Source organism: endosymbiont of Lamellibrachia barhami, assembly GCF_011947365.2.
GTDB lineage: Bacteria > Pseudomonadota > Gammaproteobacteria > Chromatiales > Chromatiaceae > QGON01.
This window is the reverse complement of sequence record NZ_JAAVSH020000001.1, coordinates 2,627,931-2,649,562: the sequence shown is the minus strand read 5'-3', so window position 1 is coordinate 2,649,562 and position 21,632 is coordinate 2,627,931. Positions and strand designations below refer to the sequence as shown.

23 protein-coding genes, 1 tRNA gene and 1 pseudogene are annotated in these 21,632 nt (G+C 53.8%); 14 read left to right on the top strand and 11 right to left on the bottom strand.

The window, feature by feature from the left end; genetic code table 11:
* Positions 1–319 precede the first annotated feature (319 nt).
* From G9Q73_RS11950 to G9Q73_RS11940, 3 genes are read left to right on the top strand one after another with little or no spacing between them, the layout of a single operon-like run.
* Positions 320–835, top strand: a complete 516-nt coding sequence (locus tag G9Q73_RS11950) for a carbamoyltransferase C-terminal domain-containing protein (protein ID WP_304956598.1) — start codon at positions 320–322, stop codon at positions 833–835.
* Positions 836–844: 9 nt separating this feature from the next.
* Positions 845–1,249 carry an SxtJ family membrane protein gene (locus tag G9Q73_RS11945; RefSeq protein ID WP_177419986.1) on the top strand — a complete coding sequence of 135 codons (405 nt, stop codon included), beginning with the start codon at positions 845–847 and terminating at the stop codon, positions 1,247–1,249.
* Complete coding sequence (locus G9Q73_RS11940) at positions 1,249–1,401, top strand: DUF5989 family protein (protein ID WP_177419985.1); 153 nt, start codon at positions 1,249–1,251, stop codon at positions 1,399–1,401. The genes G9Q73_RS11945 and G9Q73_RS11940 overlap by 1 nt, the downstream gene beginning before the upstream one ends.
* 147 nt (positions 1,402–1,548) lie before the next feature.
* Here the strand turns inward: G9Q73_RS11940 and G9Q73_RS11935 are convergent, their stop codons facing one another.
* The 8 genes from G9Q73_RS11935 to rpsF all read right to left on the bottom strand — a co-directional run bounded on the left by G9Q73_RS11935 (position 1,549) and on the right by rpsF (position 9,032).
* On the bottom strand, positions 1,549–2,703 hold the full coding sequence (locus G9Q73_RS11935; RefSeq protein WP_177419984.1) for an SGNH/GDSL hydrolase family protein: 1,155 nt from the start codon (positions 2,701–2,703) through the stop codon (positions 1,549–1,551).
* A gap of 145 nt (positions 2,704–2,848) precedes the next feature.
* On the bottom strand, positions 2,849–4,225 hold the full coding sequence (gene radA, locus G9Q73_RS11930; RefSeq protein ID WP_177419983.1) for a DNA repair protein RadA: 1,377 nt from the start codon (positions 4,223–4,225) through the stop codon (positions 2,849–2,851).
* Between the two features lie 2 nt (positions 4,226–4,227).
* Positions 4,228–5,310 (bottom strand): alanine racemase, encoded by a 1,083-nt coding sequence (gene alr / locus G9Q73_RS11925; RefSeq protein ID WP_177419982.1) that lies wholly within the window; start codon positions 5,308–5,310, stop codon positions 4,228–4,230.
* Complete coding sequence (dnaB, locus tag G9Q73_RS11920) at positions 5,310–6,722, bottom strand: replicative DNA helicase (protein ID WP_177419981.1); 1,413 nt, start codon at positions 6,720–6,722, stop codon at positions 5,310–5,312. The genes alr and dnaB overlap by 1 nt, the downstream gene beginning before the upstream one ends.
* A 129-nt stretch (positions 6,723–6,851) precedes the next feature.
* Positions 6,852–7,301, bottom strand: coding sequence for a 50S ribosomal protein L9 (gene rplI, locus G9Q73_RS11915; RefSeq protein WP_177419980.1), 450 nt, complete (start codon positions 7,299–7,301; stop codon positions 6,852–6,854).
* Positions 7,302–7,346: 45 nt separating this feature from the next.
* On the bottom strand, positions 7,347–8,249 hold the full coding sequence (locus tag G9Q73_RS11910; RefSeq protein ID WP_177419979.1) for a DUF2232 domain-containing protein: 903 nt from the start codon (positions 8,247–8,249) through the stop codon (positions 7,347–7,349).
* Between the two features lie 31 nt (positions 8,250–8,280).
* Complete coding sequence (gene rpsR / locus G9Q73_RS11905) at positions 8,281–8,505, bottom strand: 30S ribosomal protein S18 (protein ID WP_177419978.1); 225 nt, start codon at positions 8,503–8,505, stop codon at positions 8,281–8,283.
* A 29-nt stretch (positions 8,506–8,534) separates the two neighbouring features.
* Positions 8,535–9,032 carry a 30S ribosomal protein S6 gene (rpsF, locus tag G9Q73_RS11900; protein ID WP_177419977.1) on the bottom strand — a complete coding sequence of 166 codons (498 nt, stop codon included), beginning with the start codon at positions 9,030–9,032 and terminating at the stop codon, positions 8,535–8,537.
* 229 nt (positions 9,033–9,261) lie between these two features.
* On the opposite strand from rpsF, the gene G9Q73_RS11895 reads away from it, so the two are divergent.
* The 6 genes from G9Q73_RS11895 to murI all read left to right on the top strand — a co-directional run bounded on the left by G9Q73_RS11895 (position 9,262) and on the right by murI (position 15,301).
* Positions 9,262–10,677 carry an HDOD domain-containing protein gene (locus G9Q73_RS11895; protein WP_177419976.1) on the top strand — a complete coding sequence of 472 codons (1,416 nt, stop codon included), beginning with the start codon at positions 9,262–9,264 and terminating at the stop codon, positions 10,675–10,677.
* 77 nt (positions 10,678–10,754) lie between these two features.
* Complete coding sequence (locus G9Q73_RS11890) at positions 10,755–11,354, top strand: TatD family nuclease-associated radical SAM protein (RefSeq protein WP_177419975.1); 600 nt, start codon at positions 10,755–10,757, stop codon at positions 11,352–11,354.
* A gap of 4 nt (positions 11,355–11,358) precedes the next feature.
* The gene (mnmL, locus tag G9Q73_RS11885; protein ID WP_177419974.1) at positions 11,359–12,273 is read left to right on the top strand and encodes a tRNA modification radical SAM protein MnmL/YtqA; all 915 of its coding nucleotides are present in this window, start codon (positions 11,359–11,361) and stop codon (positions 12,271–12,273) included.
* Between the two features lie 27 nt (positions 12,274–12,300).
* The gene (gene ubiU / locus G9Q73_RS11880; RefSeq protein WP_177419973.1) at positions 12,301–13,296 is read left to right on the top strand and encodes a ubiquinone anaerobic biosynthesis protein UbiU; all 996 of its coding nucleotides are present in this window, start codon (positions 12,301–12,303) and stop codon (positions 13,294–13,296) included.
* Between the two features lie 5 nt (positions 13,297–13,301).
* Positions 13,302–14,186: a ubiquinone anaerobic biosynthesis protein UbiV gene (gene ubiV / locus G9Q73_RS11875; RefSeq protein ID WP_177419972.1), complete on the top strand. Its 885-nt coding sequence runs from the start codon at positions 13,302–13,304 to the stop codon at positions 14,184–14,186.
* Between the two features lie 317 nt (positions 14,187–14,503).
* Positions 14,504–15,301, top strand: a complete 798-nt coding sequence (murI, locus tag G9Q73_RS11870; RefSeq protein ID WP_177419971.1) for a glutamate racemase — start codon at positions 14,504–14,506, stop codon at positions 15,299–15,301.
* A 65-nt stretch (positions 15,302–15,366) separates the two neighbouring features.
* On the opposite strand, the gene ubiT is transcribed toward murI, so the two are convergent.
* On the bottom strand, positions 15,367–15,849 hold the full coding sequence (gene ubiT, locus G9Q73_RS11865) for a ubiquinone anaerobic biosynthesis accessory factor UbiT (protein ID WP_177419970.1): 483 nt from the start codon (positions 15,847–15,849) through the stop codon (positions 15,367–15,369).
* A gap of 92 nt (positions 15,850–15,941) precedes the next feature.
* Here ubiT and G9Q73_RS11860 point away from each other — a divergent pair, with 92 nt between their 5' ends.
* From G9Q73_RS11860 to G9Q73_RS11850, 4 genes and pseudogenes are all read left to right on the top strand, one after another.
* On the top strand, positions 15,942–16,826 hold the full coding sequence (locus G9Q73_RS11860) for a TauD/TfdA family dioxygenase (RefSeq protein ID WP_177419969.1): 885 nt from the start codon (positions 15,942–15,944) through the stop codon (positions 16,824–16,826).
* Positions 16,827–16,907: 81 nt separating this feature from the next.
* Positions 16,908–17,252, top strand: a pseudogene (locus tag G9Q73_RS20520) (gamma-butyrobetaine hydroxylase family protein); the annotation flags it as partial.
* Positions 17,229–17,546 (top strand): MoaD/ThiS family protein, encoded by a 318-nt coding sequence (locus G9Q73_RS20515; RefSeq protein ID WP_369408954.1) that lies wholly within the window; start codon positions 17,229–17,231, stop codon positions 17,544–17,546. The pseudogene G9Q73_RS20520 and the gene G9Q73_RS20515, both read left to right, overlap by 24 nt.
* A gap of 101 nt (positions 17,547–17,647) precedes the next feature.
* Positions 17,648–17,723, top strand: a tRNA-Lys gene (locus G9Q73_RS11850).
* Positions 17,724–17,800: 77 nt separating this feature from the next.
* Here the strand turns inward: G9Q73_RS11850 and G9Q73_RS11845 are convergent.
* Positions 17,801–18,877 (bottom strand): acyltransferase family protein, encoded by a 1,077-nt coding sequence (locus tag G9Q73_RS11845; RefSeq protein WP_177419967.1) that lies wholly within the window; start codon positions 18,875–18,877, stop codon positions 17,801–17,803.
* 36 nt (positions 18,878–18,913) lie between these two features.
* A complete protein-coding gene (locus tag G9Q73_RS11840) occupies positions 18,914–19,624 on the bottom strand; it encodes a GDSL-type esterase/lipase family protein (RefSeq protein WP_177419966.1) in 711 nt (236 codons plus the stop codon).
* Between the two features lie 570 nt (positions 19,625–20,194).
* Between G9Q73_RS11840 and G9Q73_RS11835 the strand changes: the two genes are divergently transcribed.
* The gene (locus G9Q73_RS11835) at positions 20,195–21,421 is read left to right on the top strand and encodes a carbamoyltransferase family protein (RefSeq protein ID WP_304956597.1); all 1,227 of its coding nucleotides are present in this window, start codon (positions 20,195–20,197) and stop codon (positions 21,419–21,421) included.
* Positions 21,422–21,632: the final 211 nt, after the last annotated feature.

Here is a 21,632-nt window from a genome sequence, read left to right as displayed (position 1 = left end):
TGGTAGCCGCTTCGTTCGGACATGTGCCTTTAGGGGCCACTTGTCATCTGGCACGGTATCTGAACCCAACTACGCACGCATGACAGCATGCAGGGGCTTCTATCACAGGTATTTATACAGCGAGCAGTGAGATTACCGCCTATCTGGATTCCGGTGGGCGGTAATTTTTGCCTGGATGACAGGCTGATGCCCAAACTGGCCGGGATACTGGACAGCGAAAATGTGGTCGGCTGGATGCAGGGCCGCATGGAGTTCGAGCCCCGCGCTCGGCGGACGCTCTATCATCGGCGACCCCCGCAGCAAGAAGATGCAGTCGGTGATGAATCTCAAGATCAAATATCGCGAGTCATTCCGTCCCTTTGCCCCCTCCGTGGCCCACGACCGCGCCTCGGAGTTCTTTGCGTTCGATAGCGACAGACACGTCAGTCCCTATATGCTGATCGTGGCGCCGGTGCACGAGGATAAACGCATCCCCATGAGCGAAGAACAGCAGCAGCTGTTCGGCATCGAAAAACTCAATGTGCCGCGCTCTGAGATCCCCTCCATCACCCATGTGGATTATTCCGCACGCCTGCAGACCGTACATCCGGAGACCAACCCGCGCTATTACGATCTGATCAAGAGCTTCGAGTCAAAGACGGATTGCCCGATAGTCATCAACACGTCGTTCAACGTCCGTGGCGAACCCATCGTCTGTACGCCGGAGGACGCCTACCGCTGTTTTATGCGCACCGAAATGGACTATCTGGTGATTGAAAACCACTTGATGTCCAAGCCGGAACAGCCCAAGTGGGAAAAAGACGACTCCTGGAAAGACGAATTCGAACTGGATTGATCTGTAACAATGGAACACACAATACCTGAACTCGACAAAAAAGGACTGCGGGAATTCGGCCTGGTAACGGGCGGCATCATCGCAGTCATCTTCGGTCTCTTCTTCCCCTGGCTGCTGGAGATCAATATCCCGCTTTGGCCCTGGATTCTGGCTGGTGTATTGGCCGTCTGGGCACTGGCGGCTCCCAACTCGTTAGGCCCCGTCTACAAGGTGTGGATGAAGTTCGGCCTGATGATGAGCAAGATCACCACGCCACTGGTCCTCGGCATCGTTTTTTTCCTGGTGTTCTTCCCGGCAGGTCTGATCATGCGGCTGTTCAATGACCCCATGCGGCGCAAGTACGATGCGGAGGCCAAATCCTACCGGATCGACAGCCACACGCCCGACAGAAAGAGCTTGGAGAACCCCTACTAATGATCGACCTAATCAAAGACCTTTTCGGTTTCATGAAAGAGCGCAAGAAGTTCTGGCTTGCGCCCATCATCATCATCATGCTGCTGCTTGGCGTTCTGGTGGTGCTGTCTCAGGGATCTGCCGTCGCGCCTTTCATCTATACCCTGTTTTAATAAACCGCTGATGCTGCACGGTGTCCGGGGGAGACTCCCGCTCCGTGCGTGATCAAACAGTCAAATCACCTCCCGCATGGCTGGGGGGGGTGATTTAACTGAAGAGTTCGTTGGAATCAGTGAACGAAACGAAAGACTGGGCGAGGATTAGCGGTCTTCTACAGTTGAGCGGACTTTCACGGATTTTATTGCTTCTGCAAGCAATTTTCCGGCTAATTGGTGGCCCGTAGGATTGAAATGTCCGGGTAGTATATCCAGATCATTGGCTTGCCAAAAAACTCGGAATGAATCCTCCAACGGGAGAAAATCGATCCCCTCATCCTGAGCAAACTTTCCAAGATCCCTATCGAAATAGGTGTGGTCGAATGTATCGTCCACCCGCTTATAATCCGCTTCGATCTCCGGTTTCAGGGTTGCAAAGGGAAGGTTCATCAACATAAACTTCGCGCCACCCTTTTCGACAAGCATCTTGATCTCGTGCAGCATGCGTTTATTGAGCGCGTAAGCCCTTTCGAAATCAGGAACTGGGGTATCCGTGGCAAGGCTCAGAAAACCTTTCTTCACCAGCAACTCTTCCTGACTGCTAGCATCGCCACTCTTGGCCTTCTTGGAAAAGGCGCCTTTCAACTGGCTGTACTGTGTAGCCATCAAGCTAACCAATGCCGATGACTGCTTCATCGAGTTGATTGCCGATTTTAAAGCGTAACTTCTGGTCTCTGTAAAAGAAGTATCTATTGTCAGATTGCCATTTGCATCAAAGGTGGCAAATGGCCGTATAGTGTCATGGGTCAAATCAGGGTCCATATCCCGGATGTCGTTATAGGGAAAAAACACGACGACAACCAGATCGGGCTTGAAATCCATGACCTCTTCACGAATAAATAGAAATTCCTCTGTCGTGGTGGCTCCGGAACGACCGAAGTTCATCAGCTCGACTTTTTGGCCTTCATCATTCAGCAGCTGCTCCGCCACCCTGGTGAAAGTGTCCTCTTCCTCCACCTGCAGCGCTTCCACAAAACTGTCCCCCACTATGGCAACACGATAGACACCATCGCCTTTCTCTTTCTGCCACTCCCTGTCACGCCAGCCATAGCTGTTGATTACACCTTCTGCATGGCCACCCTCCAGTTCGGCCCAGTAGTCACGGCCGGCCGCAAATTTCCAGCCATAGAGGGGATGCGGTTCAGAATAGCCGGTATGTGCATCCAACAGGTGAGTGGTTCGCAGGACCACTTCAAGCACAAGAAGGGTAATCCCAAGCCCAATTGCCATTGCAAGCACATTCTTGAAAAAACTTCGCATCGAAAACCCCTTGGTGAAACGTCTACGGCCAAAGAAAGCGGGGAATTATCCGTAATAAACTATCCGGCTGCAAGCAAGTGGGATATTTGAACCACACATCATGCCAACCGCAACCACTAACTCCGAAACTTGAGTTAAAAGAGATTTAGATTGCATCGAGCACCTCAGAGAGACGTTCCACCGGTACGATTTCAATCCCCTTGACCACCTGTTTCGGCACGTTGGCTTTGGGTACGATTGCCCTTTTGAAGCCGTGCTTGGCCGCTTCCCGCAGGCGCTCCTGACCATTTGGCACCGGCCGGATCTCGCCAGTCAATCCGACTTCACCAAAGGTTACCAAACCTGTCTCCAATGAATTGCCGCGAAAACTGGAAAGCACCGCCAGCAACACCGCCAGATCCGCCGCCGTCTCAGTGATACGCACTCCGCCAACCACGTTCACGTAGACATCCTGATCAAACATGCTGATGCCGCAATGCCGATGCAGCACCGCGAGCAACATGGAGAGACGGTTCTGTTCCAGGCCCAAGGTAACTCGCCTGGGGTTGGCCAGCGGACTCTCATCCACCAGTGCCTGAGCCTCCACCAGCAACGGCCGGGTACCTTCCCGAGTCACCAGAATCACGCTGCCTGGCACCGCTTCGGTATGTCGGGAGAGGAAGATTGCCGAGGGGTTGCTCACCTCTTTCAACCCCCGCTCGGTCATGGCAAACACACCCAGTTCGTTGACCGCGCCGAAACGGTTCTTGATAGTACGGATGAGGCGGAACTGACTGCCCGCTTCACCCTCAAAATAGAGCACGGTATCCACCATGTGCTCCAGTACCCGTGGACCTGCCAGATTGCCATCCTTGGTGACATGTCCAACCAGAAAAACAGCAGTGCCGCTTCGCTTGGCGAAGTGGACCAGTTGCGCAGTAGCCTCTCTGACCTGGGAAACCGAACCCGGAGCGGACTGCAGCTGCTCAGTAAACATGGTCTGAATCGAGTCGACCACCATGACTGCCGGTTTCTCCTTCACCGCAGAGGCGACAATCCGCTCCACGCAAGTCTCCGGCAGCAGGCGAAGTTCATCCACCGGCAACCCCAGACGTTGCGCCCGCATGGCGATCTGGCGAGGCGACTCCTCCCCGGAAACGTAGAGCGTCTGCATGGAGACCGAGAGCTGCGCCAGCGTCTGAATCAGGAGCGTGGATTTACCGATACCCGGGTCTCCCCCCAGCAGTATCACCGAGCCGTAAACCAATCCTCCGCCAAGCACCCGGTCCAGCTCTTTGCTGCCTGAAGGGACACGGATCTCCTGGTTCGCCTGCACTGCGGCAAGGGTATATATCTCAGGGCTCACTTCGCCGGAATAACCTGCAAAACGGCCACTGCCCGGCCCTTTTGGCGCTACTGCCATCTCTTCCAGAACATTCCATGCCTTGCAGTCGGGACACTGCCCCGCCCATTTGGGAAAGGAGCCTCCACAAGCGCTGCAAACGTAGACCGATTTACTGCTCTTCTTTATTCCCTGCGCCACAACTAATCCTTTTCCACATCGATGAAGCCAACACGACCGGTAATACCGCACAGCAACTCATAGGCAATGGTTTCGGACGATTGCGCAATCAACTCCACCGGTAATCCTGCGCCCCAAAGCACAACCTCCTCTCCAATCTGCAGGTCCGGCAAGGCCCTGGCATCGACGCAGATCATATCCATTGAAACCCGACCGATCAGGGGCAGTCGCTGATTGCGGATCAAGACCGGCGTCCCCGGCTTTGCATGACGGGGATAGCCATCACCATAACCCACACCAATCACCGCAACCGGCATCGACTCAGGGCACTCAAAGGTGCCGCCATAGCCGACACGGTCACCGGTGTTGCAGTGATTCAGCGTCAATACCCGGCTACTGAAGGTCATCACAGGTTGCAGGTCTTCATCCGATCCGCTGGAGTGCAGAAAGGGAGAGATGCCATAGAGCATGATGCCAGGCCGGACCCAGTCGCGATGTGTCTCTTCAAAGGCCAGCAGGCCCGCTGAGTTGGCGATCGAAAGATCAGTGTAGGAAGAGAGTGTAAGCCGGTCGAAGCGTTCGCACTGTTTCAGGCTGGCCGGATCACTCCGGTCATCCGCGTTCGCCAGGTGGGTCATGAGATGCAGATCACCCACTCCATTAACCTTCTGCAGTCGCGTAGCAGCTTCACTAAGCTGTCTCGGCGCAAATCCGAGGCGGTGCATGCCGGTATCCACTTTGAGCCAACATTCAACAGGGAAGTTGAATTGCGTGGTTTCAAGCAGCTCAACCTGCTGTAGGTGATGGACAGTCAGTTGGAAACCGTTCTCAGAGGCAGACTGGACATCCTCCGCGGTAAAGACGCCTTCCAGGATCAGGATCGGCTTTGTCACACCGGCCTGTCTCAGCCGCTGGGCCTCCTCGATGCGGGCCACGGCAAAACCATCCGCTGCCTGCAGCGTTGCGACAACCCGTTCCATGCCGTGACCGTAAGCATTGGCCTTGATTACCGCCCAGACGCGGCTCTGCGGTGCAGTCTCTCGAACCCTTTGCAGATTATGCCGCAGCGCCCGATGGTCAATCGTTGCCTGCGGAACGAAGGCCATCAATAAGCCTCATCGTCATAGCCATAGCCATCATCGATGTAGTTTTCGAACTTTGTATATTTTCCCAGGAAAGTGAGACGTATGGTACCGATGGGACCGTTACGCTGCTTGCCGATAATGATCTCCGCCAAACCTTTGTCCGGACTGTCTTCATTGTAGACCTCATCCCGATAGATGAAGACGATCAAATCCGCATCCTGCTCGATGGCCCCCGACTCACGCAGGTCTGACATGATCGGGCGTTTGTTGGTGCGAGACTCCAGACTTCGATTGAGCTGTGACAGCGCCATAACAGGCACCGACAACTCTTTGGCCAATGCCTTGAGAGAGCGGGAGATGGCAGATATCTCGTTGGTGCGGTTATCCCCCTCACCCGGCGCCTGCATCAGCTGCAGATAGTCGAGCACGATCAGCCCCAGGTCGGGATTTTCCCGCTTGAGGCGACGGGCGCGGGCTCGCACCTCGGTTGGCGACATGGCAGGCGTATCATCGATAAACAGCTTGGTCTCCGCCAACATACTGACTGCGGATGTCAGGCGGGGCCACTCGTCATCCTCCAGCTTGCCGGTACGAACCCGCAACTGATCGATGTGTCCCAGTGAAGACATCATGCGCATCGCCAGCGAATCCCCCGGCATCTCCATGCTGAAGACAGCAACCGCTTTTTTTCCCTTGATCGCCACATTCTCTGCAACATTCATGGCAAAAGTGGTCTTGCCCATGGACGGCCGGCCGGCAACGATAATCAGGTCTGCGGGCTGCAGCCCGGAGGTCATTGCATCAAAATCGGTGAAACCTGTACTTTCACCGGTGAGCGGCTCGTCCTGCTGAAACAACGCCTCGATCCGATCCACTGCCTTGGTCAGCAGTGACTTGATCGGACTGAATCCCCCGCCGCCTTTGGAGCGCTGTTCCGCAATCTCGAAAACCTTGCGCTCGGCGTTATCAAGCAACTCTGCCGAGCCCCGGCCCTGTGGGTGGAAAGCGCTATCTGAAATCTCCGTACCGACGGAGATCAAGTGCCGCATCACAGAATATTCACGCACGATACCGGCGTAAGACTTGATATTGGCCGCGCTGGGGGTCTCTTCAACCAGACGAACCAGATAGGGCAGGCCGCCCGCGTCCTCCAAGGCCCCCTGTTGCTCCAAGGTCTCGGCCAGGGTAACTACGTCAAAAGGCTGGCTATTTTCAGCCAGCGAGGCAATGGCCCCGAAGATCAGCCGATGCTCCTTGCGATAGTAATCATCCTGCACCACCAGGTCCGCCACCTGATCCCAGGTAGCATTATCGAGCATCAGCGCCCCCAATACCGACTGTTCACCCTGAATCGAATGAGGCGGTACCTTCAGGGCTTCAGCGGCATGATCCGGGTAATCAGCAATCTCTGGTGGATAATCGGGTTCAGACATTTGTCTCAAGCAGGCTGTAATCGGGCTGACATCTTACCATCCAAGGCGATCGATTTTCAGTACACCACAAACACGAATGCCCCGGCGAGTGCATGACCGGCCGGGGCAGTGCTAAAACGCCGAGAGAACTTACTCTTCGGGAACGATCGTCAGCTTGATAACCGCGTTGACGTCGGTATGCAGATGGATGTCCACCTCATATTCGCCAGCAACACGATAGGGGCCGTTCGGCAGACGCACTTCCTGCTTCGAAATCTTGCCGCCTGCTGCCTCGACTGCAGCTGTAATATCGGCAGTACCGACGGAACCAAAGAGCTTGCCCTCATCACCCGCCTTTTGGCTGATGCTGATGGAGAGTGTCTCCAGCTTCTCTTTGCGGGATTCGGCTGAAGCCAGCTTTTCGGCAGCATCCTTTTCCAGCTCAGCACGACGCGCCTTGAAAGCCGCCAAATTATCGGCAGTAGCCGGTACGGCACGACCGGAAGGAATAAGGAAGTTCCGACCAAAGCCTGACTTCACGTTTACTTTGTCACCCAGATTTCCCAGGTTATCAACTTTCTGCAACAGAATAATTTCCATTGTTCTCACCCTTAAATAAGGTCAAATGTCTTTCTCAGCCGGTTTTCATTTCTTTGCAAACCGAACACGAAAATCTACCCAGATGTCCATCAATCCAATGGTCGTCAGAACCATCACGAACTGTGGCATCAAAACAATCAACAAAAAGTACAAACCAACCAGCCAGAGCTGTCCCGAAGATCGCCCAGCCAGGCTGCCATGCGCCACCGCCAGCCCTTGCAGAAACAGGATTGCCATCAACAGCAACCCCAGGTAGCGCGCCAGCTCAGGCGTCTGTTCCGCAGGCATTAGCAGCACCACCAATACGGGGATACCGAGCACGGCGAAAGCCTTCTGCAGCCGGAAGCTGTGAAACTCCTCCCGGAACCCTCCCGGGTGGAACAGCAGAGCCTGCCACCACCGCGCCAGAAAGAGACTGAACGCCAGTTGCAGGAAGATACCGGCCGCAATCACACCGGCCATCCATCCCGCCATGCGTTCGACCACTTCCCCACTCTGGATCGAGTCAAACAGACCGGCTTGCTCAAACTGCTCAGCCAGCGGCTGAAGCTGCTCTTTCCACTGAGCCGCAGGGTCGCCGAACATCAGGTACTGCGCCACAATGGCCAGCACGCCGAAAGCCAGTGCCGTCTGGATCGTCAGACTTAAAGAGCGATTGCTTCTCAGCATCACCCCCAGCAGACAGAGCGGTAACCACTGGAGTAGCAGAAAACCCAATGCCGGCAAAGGATTACCAAAGACAACCCCCATCATGGCTCCGCAAGCGATGGTCGCAAACAGACTGATTTTCAGTCCTGCACTCGCCCCTTGACGCAGAGTAATGAGGCCCACGGCCGCCGCACTCAAAATCCCAAGCAGGGGCAGTATCAAAGAGAGCATCGCCAGCACGGTGGTTACCATCACCGCCTGGGAAGGCCCCCGCATCACGAAGGATGCCAACCCCTTCATTCAGACATCTCCTGCTGGTTGGTCAGATACCTCAGTGCGTGTCAGTGTATGGCAGCAACGCCAGGAAGCGGGCCCGCTTGATGGCGGTGGCCAGCTGACGCTGATACTTAGCCTTGGTACCGGTAATCCGGCTCGGCACAATCTTGCCGCTCTCGCTGACGTAGGCCTTCAACAGATTGAGATCCTTGTAATCGATCTCTGTGATGCCTTCAGCAGTAAAACGGCAGTACTTTTTACGACGAAAATAGCGCGCCATAGTCTATATCCTCTTGATAATCCTGTGAGTTATTCGGCGTCCGCAGAAGCTTCTGCGGGCTTCTCGCCCGCAGGCTCGCTGGGTTTATCACCCGCAGACTCTCTAGGTTTATCACCCGCAGACTCTCTAGGCTTATCACCGGCAGACTCTCTAGGCTTATCACCGGCAGACTCTCTGCGCCTATCACCGGAAGACTCTTCGCCTTCATCCTGGGACTTGGCCAGGTGCGAGGACTCAGTGATGGCTTCATCGCGACAGATAATCATGCTGCGCAGTACCGCGTCATTGAAGCGAAATGCGCTCTCAAGCTCATTCAGTGCTTCTCTGCCGCACTCTATGTTCATCATCACATAGTGCGCTTTGTGGATTTTGTTGATGGGATAGGCCATCTGGCGACGCCCCCAGTCCTCCAAACGGTGAATCACACCCTCTGTGGCTTCGATACCAGCGCGATAACGCTCGATCATGGCAGGGACCTGCTCGCTCTGGTCCGGATGGACCAGAAACACAACTTCATAGTGCCTCATTGTTTCTCCTTTCGGTCATAGGCAGCCTCCCGCATTTGCGGTGAGGCAAGGAGTGGCACCCGGATATCGGGTACCGGGAAAACCGCGCATTCTACATAGAGGGGAGATTCTCCGCAACCGACGCAGTTTCTGCAGGTTACGAAGCAGGAGAATAAAGCATAAAGATTTCCCCTCATCCGCCGCTCCAAATAGAATGCAAACAACTCCAACTGCGGGAATCTCAAGCACGATGTCCAATTCCGTCAATGACTGGGTACGCCGTCTCCACACTGATCCGCTACCGGCACTGCACGGGACTCTAAAACAGGTCAGAGAGGTACTGAACAGCGTTTCAGGCAGTCACGCTGCGGTCAGTAAACTGATAGAACGTGATCCCGGATTCAGTCTGGCCATCTTCAGACAACTCAGTACTTTACCCAACAAATCACGAGAACCCGTTACAAAAATTGCCAATGCCATCCCCCTGCTCGGCATGGAAGCCATCGAACGTACAACCCGTGAGTTGCCTGTTCTTGAAGATCTGCTCAAGGGTCCACCGAGACATGGACTCCTCGATTGCTACAGCAGAGCCGCACATGCCGCCATCTATGCTGCAAATCTCGCAAAACGTTTGGGACATCATCATCCGGAAGCATTCGCCAATGCCGCACTGCTGCACGATATTGGCGAAATGGCACTCTGGGTCGCAGAGCCCGACACCATGAAAAATATGCAGGCGCGCATCAGACAGGGTGACGGGCATGAGGATGCCGCGCTGGAAGTGCTGGGATTCACCCTGGAAGAGTTGAACCTGGGACTGGGCAACCGCTGGGAACTTCCAAAGCTGGTACAAGAGTCCCAGGGCCTCTTCAACAGCTATCAGCCACGCCCTCTGACAGTGATGATGGCTGCTGCTGTCGCCAGGGCCACGACGTCGGACTGGAACAGCCATGATGCCAGTGACAAACTGGAGCTGCTGGCTGAATTCATCGGGATCAGTGAAGCACAAGCATCCACCTACCTGCATCAACTGGCTGTAACTGCAGCCAACCAGTTGCAGTCACTTCCCCTGCCGCTACCTGCCTTCAGGCTGCTCCAGACCGGGGTGACGAAGAAGGTAAAACCCCAGGTGCCGGTGACAAAAATTGAGCGACCTCGGGGAGATCGTCCGGCAGTGGAACCTCCTCCCGCTAGCGGCAAATCTCCGCAGGCAAAACCAAAAACCAATCCTTTACAGGCGCTTCTGACCCGCACCCTCCATGCCCTGTGTGATGAGCACGGTCTGGAGAGAGCTATGTTCGCCATGCTCTCCCCAGACCGAAAAACACTGAAGGCACGATTTGTCGTGGACAAAAACAACGGCGCTTCATTAAAAACCTTCGAGGTCGACCTGCACTCCCCCAATCTCTTTTCAATACTGATGAAGAAACCCCAGGCCTTGTGGCTGAACCCGGACAACCTGGTAAAATACCTGCCTTCGATCCCGGAATCGGTCGTTCGAATCGTCTGTAGCAGTGGCTTTTTCATCATATCTGTCTTCGTCAAAGACAAACCCATTGGTGTATTCTATGCTGACGTGGGTTGCGCTGGCGGTGCTCTGAATACGGATCAGTTCAATAATTTCAAAACCACATGCCGTCGTGCCATGCAGGAACTGACCCGCTAAACGCTTGATTCAGATCATTGTCCAGCCCGGACGAGCCGATAGGATATGTTGGTTTAGCATAAACAACTTATCCACCTGTGACACAACAGATCGCCTATACAATCGGCAACAGCCGTTACGTCAGCATCAATGACCGTTGCACCCTGGAGTGCGCCTTCTGCCCTAAAACACAGGGCAGCATGCAGGTGCATGAGTTCGATCTCACCATGAACCACCGTCCTGGCGCACAGGAGATAATCGACGCCATCGGCGCTCCAGAACAGTACGATGAAGTTGTCTTCTGCGGTTTCGGCGAGCCCACCCTGCGGCTGAATGTGTTGCTGGAAGTGGCTCGTGCAGTCAAAGACCGGGGCGCACGCGTACGGGTCAATACAGACGGACTGGCCAACCTTGTGCATAAAAACGATACTCTGCCGGCTCTGGGTGAGTGCGTCGATGCCCTCTCGGTCTCGATGAACGCACAAAATAAAGCCGTCTATGATTTACACTGCTGCCCCAATCTGCCGGGTTCTTATGAGGCGATGTTGGAGTTTCTGAAAGCCGCCCCCCGCTTCATCGCCGAGGTTACCGCCACTGCGATCGATGGACTGGAGGGTGTGGATATTCAGGCCTGTGAAACCCTTGCCCGGGAACTCGGCGTCAACTTCCGCCGGCGCGTTCTGGACCGGGTCGGCTGAGGCGATGACGTTAGCGGATCAAGTCAACACCTTCGGTCAGTATTTGCTGCACCGCTACGGTGAGCGAGTGCACAAGATCGCCATCGATGCCGCCTTCACCTGTCCCAACCGCGACGGCACTAAGGGCATCGGCGGCTGTACCTTTTGTAACAACGTCTCCTTCAGCCCTAATGGCCGTCAATCAAAGCCCATCGCAACACAGATAGAAGCCGGTCGCAGGGTTATCCGAAAGCGCACAGGTGCACGGAAATACATCGCCTATTTCCAGGCGTACACCAACACCTATGATGAAATCGGTCGACTCAAACGGCTGTATGACGATGCGCTGGCAGAGGCGGATGTAGTTGGACTCTCCATCGGCACCCGCCCTGACTGTGTGCCAACAGCCGTGCTTGAGCTGCTTGCGGGATACCAGGATGAAGGCGCCGAGATCTGGCTGGAATTGGGGCTGCAATCCGCCTTTGACGATACCCTGCAACGGGTCAACAGGGGGCATGGTTTTGCGGAATACAGGAAAACCCTTCTCGCCGCCCGACAGCTCGGCATCAAAGTCTGCACCCACCTGATTGCCGGGCTTCCCGGTGAATCCGCGCATCATTGCCATGAATCGCTACACCGTGTGCTCGAATTGGGCACCGATGGACTCAAACTACATCCTCTGCATGTGGTAAAAGGCACTCAATTGGCCAACACCTGGAGAGCGGGTGGCTATCAGCCGATGGCTATGGATGAGTATGTGTCTATTGCAGCAGATCTGGTGGAGATGACGCCCCCAGACGTTGTCTGGCACCGCCTCACCGGCACCGCCAGCAGAGATATCCTGCTGGCTCCCGCATGGTGCGCGGAAAAATGGCGCGTATTGAACGCAATCGAACAGGAACTGCGTCAGCGCCGTACCAGCGGTCGACAAGTCGCATAGCAAATATTTCACTCTGAGGAATCGAATATGGAACTGGTCTGCCCTGCCGGCAACCTGCCTTCACTCAAAGCTGCCGTGGACAATGGCGCCGATGCGGTCTATATCGGCCTGCGGAACGATACCAATGCCCGCCATTTCCCGGGCCTGAATTTCAACGAGAAGCGGGCTACCGATGGCATCGCCTATGCGCGTCGCAAAGGCGTTCGGGTCTTTTTGGCAATCAACACCTATCCACGTCCGGATGGCTGGGAACGCTGGCAGGCCGCGGTGGACACCGCCGCCAGTCTCGGCGTGGATGCGCTGATTTGCGCGGATATCGGTGTACTCGACTATGCCAGTAACCGTTGGCCCGATCTCAACCTGCACCTATCGGTACAGGCATCGAGTACAAATTACGAGGCACTGCGTTTCTATCATGAGAACTTCGGCATCAAACGCGCCGTGCTGCCTCGGGTGCTCTCCCTCAGCCAAGTGAAAAACGTAGTGGAGAACAGCCCTGTCGGCATCGAGGTTTTTGGTTTTGGCAGCCTCTGCGTAATGGTGGAGGGTCGCTGCATCCTCTCTTCCTACGTCACCGGCGAATCCCCCAACACCTGTGGAGCCTGTTCGCCAGCGAAATTCGTCACCTACAAAGAGACCCCCCAGGGCATGGAGTCCCGCCTGGGCGATGTCCTGACTGATCGATATGGAAAAAACGAGCAGGCAGGCTACCCGACTATATGCAAGGGGCGTTTTGAGGTTGGCGATAATACCTTCTACGCCATCGAGGAACCCACCTCTCTCAATACACTTGAGCTGCTGCCGGAACTGCAGGCGGCCGGCATCGAGGCAATCAAGATCGAGGGACGGCAACGCAGTCCGGCCTATGTGGCGCAGGTCACGCGAGTCTGGCGTCAGGCGATCGATGCCTGCAAGCAGAATCCTGACAGGTTCTCCGCCCGCGCCGAATGGAATCATGAACTGGATAAGGTGTCGGAAGGCGCCACCACCACCCTCGGCCCCTACTATCGTCCCTGGCAGTAATCACTATGAGCAACCCACGACTCTCTCTTGGTCCCAATCTTTTTTACTGGTCGCGTGACGATATCTTCGACTTCTATGCCGAAGTGGCGGAGATGCCGGTGGAGATCGTCTATCTTGGCGAAACGGTCTGCTCAAAGCGCCGCAGCCTGCGCACCGAAGACTGGTTTGATCTGGCTGACCGGCTGAGCAGTGCAGGAAAAGAAGTGGTGCTTTCCACCCTGTCGCTGCTGGAGGCGGAGTCTGAGATGCTGACCCTGCGCCGTCTCTGTGAAAATGACCGGTTTATGGTCGAGGCCAACGATATGGGGGCGGTACAACTGCTCATCAAACAGGGCGTCCCCTTTGCCACCGGCCCGACAGTCAATATCTACAACCCGGCTACCCTGCAGGTATTGGCAAACAAAGGCCTGAAGCGCTGGGTGATGCCGATTGAGCTCTCCAAGGAGACGCTTGCGGAGATGCAGACCAAGCGGCCCGAGGGGGTGGAAACTGAAATCTTTGCCTTTGGAAGGATGCCGCTGACGCTTTCAGCCCGTTGCTTTACCGCTCGCTCACACAACCTGCCAAAGGATGACTGCCAGTACAAATGTCTGGATTACCCCGACGGCCGCCTCCTCTCCACCCAGGAGAAAAAGCCGTTCCTCGCCCTGAACGGTATCCAGACCGTCTCCTCCCTCACCTGCAACCTGTTATCGGAAACCACCGAGATGAAACGGCTTGACGTGGACGTCCTGCGCATCAGCCCGCAATCTCAACATACTGGACGCATCGTCGAGGCATTCCACCATGCATTGCAGGATGAACCCCCTCCCCCTCTCGACCGTTATGTTCCCCTGGGAACCTGCGATGGTTACTGGCATGGAAGTGCGGGGATGGAAAGTAAAAGGTGACAGGTGACAGGTGACAGGTGACAGGTGACAGGTGACAGGTGACAGGTGACAGGTGACAGCAGGATTATTGCGGGGCGCTTTCTCAAGCCAAGCAATAATTGTCACATTTTATACCTCCCTCGCAGATTAGCCCCCTCCCCGCCGGGGAGGGACACGACTGCATGGATGCAGGAGGTAGAGCGAAGCAGGAAGCCGGAGCCGAGGGAGGGGAATCAATCAATCCTGATACCTGTCACCTGAAACCAGTTACCTGCTCTTTCACCACAAGCCCCGCAGAGGGTAAAATCGCACCAACACGACTTCTCCCTCTGTAAACCATGACATCCTCGCAACCCATCGGCATATTCGACTCAGGCATTGGCGGCCTCTCTGTGCTCAGCCATATCCACGAACTGATGCCGACGGAAGATCTGCTCTATGTCGCGGACAGCGGGCATCTCCCATACGGTTCAAAAACCAGCGAATACGTAGTGCAACGGGCAATTGCCATCACCCGTTTTCTGGTAGAGCAGCAGGGCGCAAAGGCAGTCGTCGTCGCCTGCAACACAGCAACCGCTGCCGCAGTCTCTCTCCTGAGGTGCGAATTCCCCATCCCTATCATCGGCATGGAACCGGGGGTAAAACCAGGTATCAAAGAGAGCCGTAGCGGTGTGGTGGCAATTCTCGCGACAGAGGGCACCCTGGGCAGCGAAAAATTTCAGTCACTGCTGGAACAGCACGGAAACGGCGCAGAGGTCATCGTCCAGCCCTGTCACGGCTGGGTGGAGCAGGTCGAACTCGCGGAGCACGACAGCCCCGAAACCCGGCGGATGGTGGCAGACCAGATCAAACCGCTGCTCAAGCGGGGGGCCGACACCCTGGTTCTGGGCTGCACCCATTACCCCTTCCTCAGAGAGACTATCGGAATTTATGCCGGCAAAGAGACCCAGATCATAGATACGGGACTTGCCGTTGCCCAGGAACTCAGGCGACGTCTCCGATCAAACAACCTGCTTGGAATGGCGAAAACTGGCGGCAACACACAATTTTGGAGCAGCGGCTCACCGGAGCGAACCGGGAGATTGATCTCCCGACTCTGGGGAGACCCCAGCCAGGTCAATCCACTACCCGTTTGATTCTACGGTAGGGTGCAACCTGCGCACCATTGGGACTCCGCACCCTGTAAAAGACGGAAAGATCGTCAGGCCAACCTTTCATAGAAAGAGAGACATTGATCCATCATCGGCCGAAATGCCTGTGGAACGGGCAGCGCATCCAGATCCACGGCGGCCAGCATATTCTTCAGATGCACCCCGAGGTCGGTGTCCCCTTCCATTAGCAGATGCCGCTGAAAAAAGAGCGTGTCAGGATCTTCACGACCGGTAATCAGCAGCATATAGTCGTAAACAGTCCCACTGACAGTGAGATTCGCAGGTTCACCGCCGTTCACACCAGCGATGAGGCCGTCTCGCAGTGAGAGGGCATAACTCAGTCTCGCATCGGTCACCTGGATGCGTACAATCCGGTCTTCCAGGAAGTCCAATTCACCCTCTGCACGTTCAGTGGCAAAGAGATAATTCAGCATCTTGCCCAATATCAGACTATGCGTACGCTCAGGCACCAGACGAAGCGGCAGGGAGAGAGGTCTTGGCAGACGCGGGCGTTTCGCTGTGGCTTGCATCATGACTATTACGCTTTCCTACAAACTGAAGGTGTGGAGATGTCAATCATCCAGATCATACCAATAGTCAGTACAATCTGCGAGAATCGTTTTTTATGAACATAGCAGTGGAAAATCCGTTCAATCTGGATCAGGAGGACGCTTACAAGGCCTGGCGGGAGGCAAAACTCAAGGACTATCCTGAGTCCCTTGGGGATCTGGTAGTGGAGATAAAAGATCCACGAAACCTGAGTGACTCGGAGTATCAGGAGATCCACCGTCTCTGCCGCAAGGCTAATATGGCTATCTGGGCCGGCCTCTCGGGACACGACTCCGATAAGAATATAATTCGCAATTTGGGCCGCCGTTTCGGGTTGGAACACCTGGACCACAATATGTGTGCGGATGAAGACGCCATCACCTCACTTACGGTCCAGGCTGATGCACTGCATCAGGGATATATCCCCTACACTACCCGCCCAATTGCCTGGCACACTGACGGCTACTACAATCAGTTGGATCATCAGATCCACGGTCTGCTGCTGCACTGTGTCAATCCTGCAGCGGAAGGTGGTGAAAATGATCTGCTGGACCACGAAATCGTTTATCTGTTGATCCGTGATAAGAATCCCGACTTCATTCGCGCCCTCATGCATCCCAGGGCCATGACGATTCCAGCCAATATTGCTGAAGGGAAAGAGTTGCGCCCAGCCCGCAGCGGCCCGGTTTTCGCAGTCTACCCGGATGGCCACCTGCACATGCGCTACACAGACCGCACCCGCAGTATCGAATGGGGAGAGATTCCCTTGCTGGGTGAAGCCGTGGATTTTCTCAAACAGACCCTTAGAACCAGGACAGCTTGGCACTACCGAGGAAAACTACAAGCAGGTCAGGGACTTGTCAGTAATAACGTACTACACACTCGGAGTGGATTCGAAGACCATGGGCAACAGCGCCTACTCTACCGCGCCAGGTATTTTGACCGAATCAAGGAAACCTGAACAGAGGCAGGTTGAAGAGAACGACCAATCTGTGCCAACATCCGCCACCCCTGCAACACATATCCCGTACTGGGCAGAATCATGAGTAAAGAATCCCTCTATCCCGTTGAAATCAGTCTTCACAAAAAATCACGCCTGCTGACATTACGCTTTTCCGACGGGGAAAGCTTTGAACTGCCTTGTGAATATTTGCGGGTTTTTTCCACTGCGGCCGAGGTAAAAGCTGATCCGGCGCCAGTCACTGGGAAGGAAGATGTGAATATCGTGAAGATTGAACCCCAGGGCCAGTACGCCATTCGCCCGATCTTCGACGATGGGCACGACACGGGCATTTTCTCATGGAAGAGTCTCTACGACCTGGGAAAGAATTACCAGCAGAATTGGCAAGACTACCTTGTTCGCCTGAAAGCGGTTGGTTATGAGCGGAATGCCGATCCATCTACCGAGCGCCGCATCAAAATCTTCTACTTCTCCTGGCTGGTCAATAAATTGGGTAAACAGACTGAAGAGATGATTCTCCCTCCCTCAGTCACCGATATAGAGTCGCTTCTCAAACTACTGCGCGTGCGTAAATCTGATTATGCCGCCATGTTCGAGGACAAACTGATCCAGACCACTGTCAACAAACAGTTTTCCGAGTTATTTACCCGGCTTGAAGATGGAGATGAAGTGGCGCTGATTCCCACTTCCCCGACACCACCGGCAACGCCAAATGCCTGATTCTCCCTGCAGAATCATCAGAAAAAGTTTCACCAAAAAATAAGCTATTGGCTCTTCACTCCAATAGCAAGTTAGGGTAACATTCCCCCCTCCCAAATTGCGGGTCGTTAGCTCAGTTGGTAGAGCATCTGACTTTTAATCAGGTGGTCGCAGGTTCGATCCCTGCACGACCCACCATACTCAAATAAAATAAGGGGGCGGATGATTATCATCCGCCCCCTTATTTTTGTGCAGCAACACGTAGCACCGCTACCCTACCTCGCTTTCTCCGTCGCTGGAGTCAACCTTTCAGCACCAACAGTCAGCAGATTTTTAAACGGCCTGCCAAAGCGCCGTTCTACATGCTTGTTAATCAAAAAAGCGAGGTAGAGCGACAAAGCAATCACACCCACAAGAAGAACATATTTATTCACAATCTCCCCAAGCGAATTAAAAATCATAAAACCGATATTTTGGTGGATGAGATAAAGTGGATAGGTCAGGGCGCCATAAAAGATAAAGACTTTTTTGTTTATCAATTTGGTCTTACCCATACCGATAAAACCAAACAGCACATAAAATCCGGTGATCACAATACCTGTCGTAACTCTCGAAAAGTGAGTATTAAAATGCACGCTCGCTACATCGGCTCTCTCAAAAGCTTGAAAAAGCGATATGTAGAGACACAAGACGATCACGGCCACTTTGTAGATACTTGGCCCCTCCTGCCGGATTATGAAGTACATTGCTCCCGCAATAAAGTAGGCCGACCACTTAGGAAAAAAGAAAAAACCAAGTACCCCGCCCATTTCATGGAAGACATTCACCAATGTCAAAACAAGCCACAAACCAAGAAAATACTTGATCCACTTGAGCTTATTGGTCACGACCAGCAGGAAAATCAAAAAATAGAATTTAATTTCAACCAACAGACTCCAATACACACCATCGATAAATTTAATATCGAAGAAGCCACTGATCATTGGAAGATTGTAAATATACTGCGACAAAGTAACCTGGTATCTGTCACCACCGATAAATACGATTACTAACGCCGTCAGGGTAACACTTGCCCAAAACGCGGGATAGATTCGGGTAATTCGAGAAATCACAAATGCGGTGTAATCCTTGTTGACCGCAGTCATCAGGATCACAAAACCACTGATGATAAAGAACAGGTCTACACCTAAAGCTCCATATTTGAAGACTTCTGATAATACAGGGAAAGATAAGATGCTCATATCATCGGCTGCGAACCCTCGAAACGTATAGTGAAAAACCACCACGGCCATAGCTGCAAGAAAACGCAGCAAATCAATTTCATAGTAGCGCTGCTTATCCTTGATTTGCATATTTCAATCCTAAATTTGGAGTGGCGAATCCACCAGCTAGTCCAGCTGCGGCTTCAGCTCATCGATCCAGACACGGTATCCGGCAGGGTTCAAATGAACACCATCCCCCAAATGATAATCGGTTCTTAAATTCCCGCTATTATCCTGTAACCTGCCACCACTATCAATGTAACGGCAGCGCAGGTCACTTCTACAGAGTTTTTTCAATTTCATATTCAGGGATTTTATGCGCCTATTACTCCGAGATGGGTTTTCTGCCAAGACGCTGTCGATGGGAAAAATTGCTGCCAATACAATAATCAAACCATCGGGAAGTCTATTCAGGATAGCTTGGTAATTGGAGAGGAGATCACTGTCATCCCGCCTGGGCAGATCATTGACACCCACCTGAAGAACCACAGCACGCGCTTTATCAAGCGATTTATATTCCGGCAACCTATTCAGAATACCTACTGTGGTATCTGAAGCGATTCCATAGTTTACCGATTTTTCTTCAACACATGTCACACACAACCCCTGAATCTGGCTATCCCCGATAAAAAGGGTATATCCAGCATTCAGATTCGCATCGACACGGGATTGAAAAGTAACTAAGGCATGGTAATACGGCGTCAATTCCTGCTTAAAGCGTTTCCCTACATACGACTCCATAAAGTCCGACTTGAGAAAGAGCAGGACCAGGATAATATGAAGCAGCAACAAATATATATAGAACAGTCGTCTGTATGTCTGTTTGCCATTTTTCATTAGTTGGAATGATTGTCGGAGAATATCGATAGAACAGATCCCCCTGAATCATTGGGGGGTCATATCCTCATTTTTTTGCGCATTGCTCATGGCAGCGTAACCAAGCCCCCCTTATATTAATATTCATTCTAAAGTTCTCGATGTGAGCCTGTCCACAGTATTCAAAAGGGTAGTGTTTTAGAATTCCAAGGGGATCGAATGCTCGTAATGGGATTTTTATTCCTCGCCACTTACATTATTTATCGAGTCGCTGGCTGGTAATTACGATTCGGTTACAGGGTGGCTTTTTACCCAACTTAGCAAACTCATGTAAACACGGATTGACCAAGCCAGGACCCCACGCGCTGAGTGTTGTCATGCAGTAGAAAGATGCTAAACTGCGCGGGCTTGTTATCCAGGGTATCGGGCAAGGAATCTATTTGGAATTACGGAATAAGAAGTGAGCACACTATCAGGTTTGGAAGATTTCCGCCTACGCCCACCGATCCGTCAATGGAAGCCATAGTTGCCTCGATCACCACCCATCAAGCCTTCTGATCATTATAATTTTAATATCTTACGAGTTCGGGAATGAACATTTTAGGAATATCAGCGTTTTATCACGATAGCGCGGCGGCCCTGGTCCAAGACGGGAAAATCACCGCCGCCGCCCAGGAAGAGCGATTCTCGCGCAAGAAGCATGACGAGCGTTTCCCGCAGCACGCGGTTCGCTTCTGCCTCGACCAAGCGGGTCTCTCCCTCGACGACGTCGATCATGTGGTCTTCTACGACAAACCTCTGATCAAGTTCGAGCGTCTGCTCGAGACCTATCTCGCATACGCCCCCAGCGGTTTCCGCTCTTTCTCTGCGGCTATGCCCGTCTGGCTGCGGGAAAAACTCTTCCTCAAGGATCTTCTCAAGAAGGAACTGGCGAAGATCGGGGAGTGCAAACCCACTGAGATCCCCAGTCTGCTGTTTACTCAGCACCACCAATCTCACGCCGCTTCCGCTTTCTATCCCAGCCCTTTCGAAAAGGCCGCTGTCATGTGTCTCGATGGCGTCGGCGAATGGGCCACTTCCACGGTCTGGCTCGGCGATGGCAAGAAGCTCACGCCTCAATGGGAGATCGACTTCCCCCACTCTCTCGGTCTGCTCTACTCCGCCTTCACCTATTTTACCGGCTTCAGGGTCAACTCCGGCGAATATAAGCTGATGGGACTGGCGCCCTACGGCGAACCCATCTATGTCGACCTGATCCTCGACAACCTGCTCGATGTGAAGGAAGACGGCACCTTCCGCATGGACATGAAGTATTTCAACTATGCCAATGGTCTGACCATGACCAACAAAAACATGGACAAGCTGTTTGGCGGACCGCCCCGCACCCCGGAGACCCCGGTGACCCAGCGCGAGATGGATATCGCCCGTTCCATCCAGGTGGTCACCGAGGAGATCGTGCTCAAACTCGCCAGGACAGCGCACAAGGAGCTGCAGACCGATTACCTCTGTCTGGCAGGCGGTGTGGCTCTCAACTGCGTCTCCAATGGCCGCCTGCTGCGAGAGGGTCCGTTCAAGGATATCTGGATCCAGCCGGCAGCCGGCGATGCCGGTGGCGCCCTGGGGGCCGCCTTGTCTGTCTGGCACGAGTATCTGGACAACGCGCGCACAGTCGATAAGCACGACAGCATGCAGGGCTCCTATCTGGGTCCCCGTTACAGCGACGACGAGATTACCGCCTATCTGGATTCAGTGGGTGCCGAGTATGAACGTCTGGATGACAGCGAGCTGATGCCCAAACTGGCCGGAATACTGGATTAAAGGAAATGTGGAGTCGGTTGGATGTAGGCCGCATGGAGTTCGGGCCCTGCTCGGCGATGCTCTATCATCATGACCTCGCAGCAAGAAGATGTAGCCGGTGATGAATCTCAAGATCAATATCGCGAGTCGTCTGTCCTTTGCCCCTCCGTGGCCCTACGACCGCGCCTCGGAGTTCTTTGCGAGCAATACGTAACTGAACGAAGTACAACAA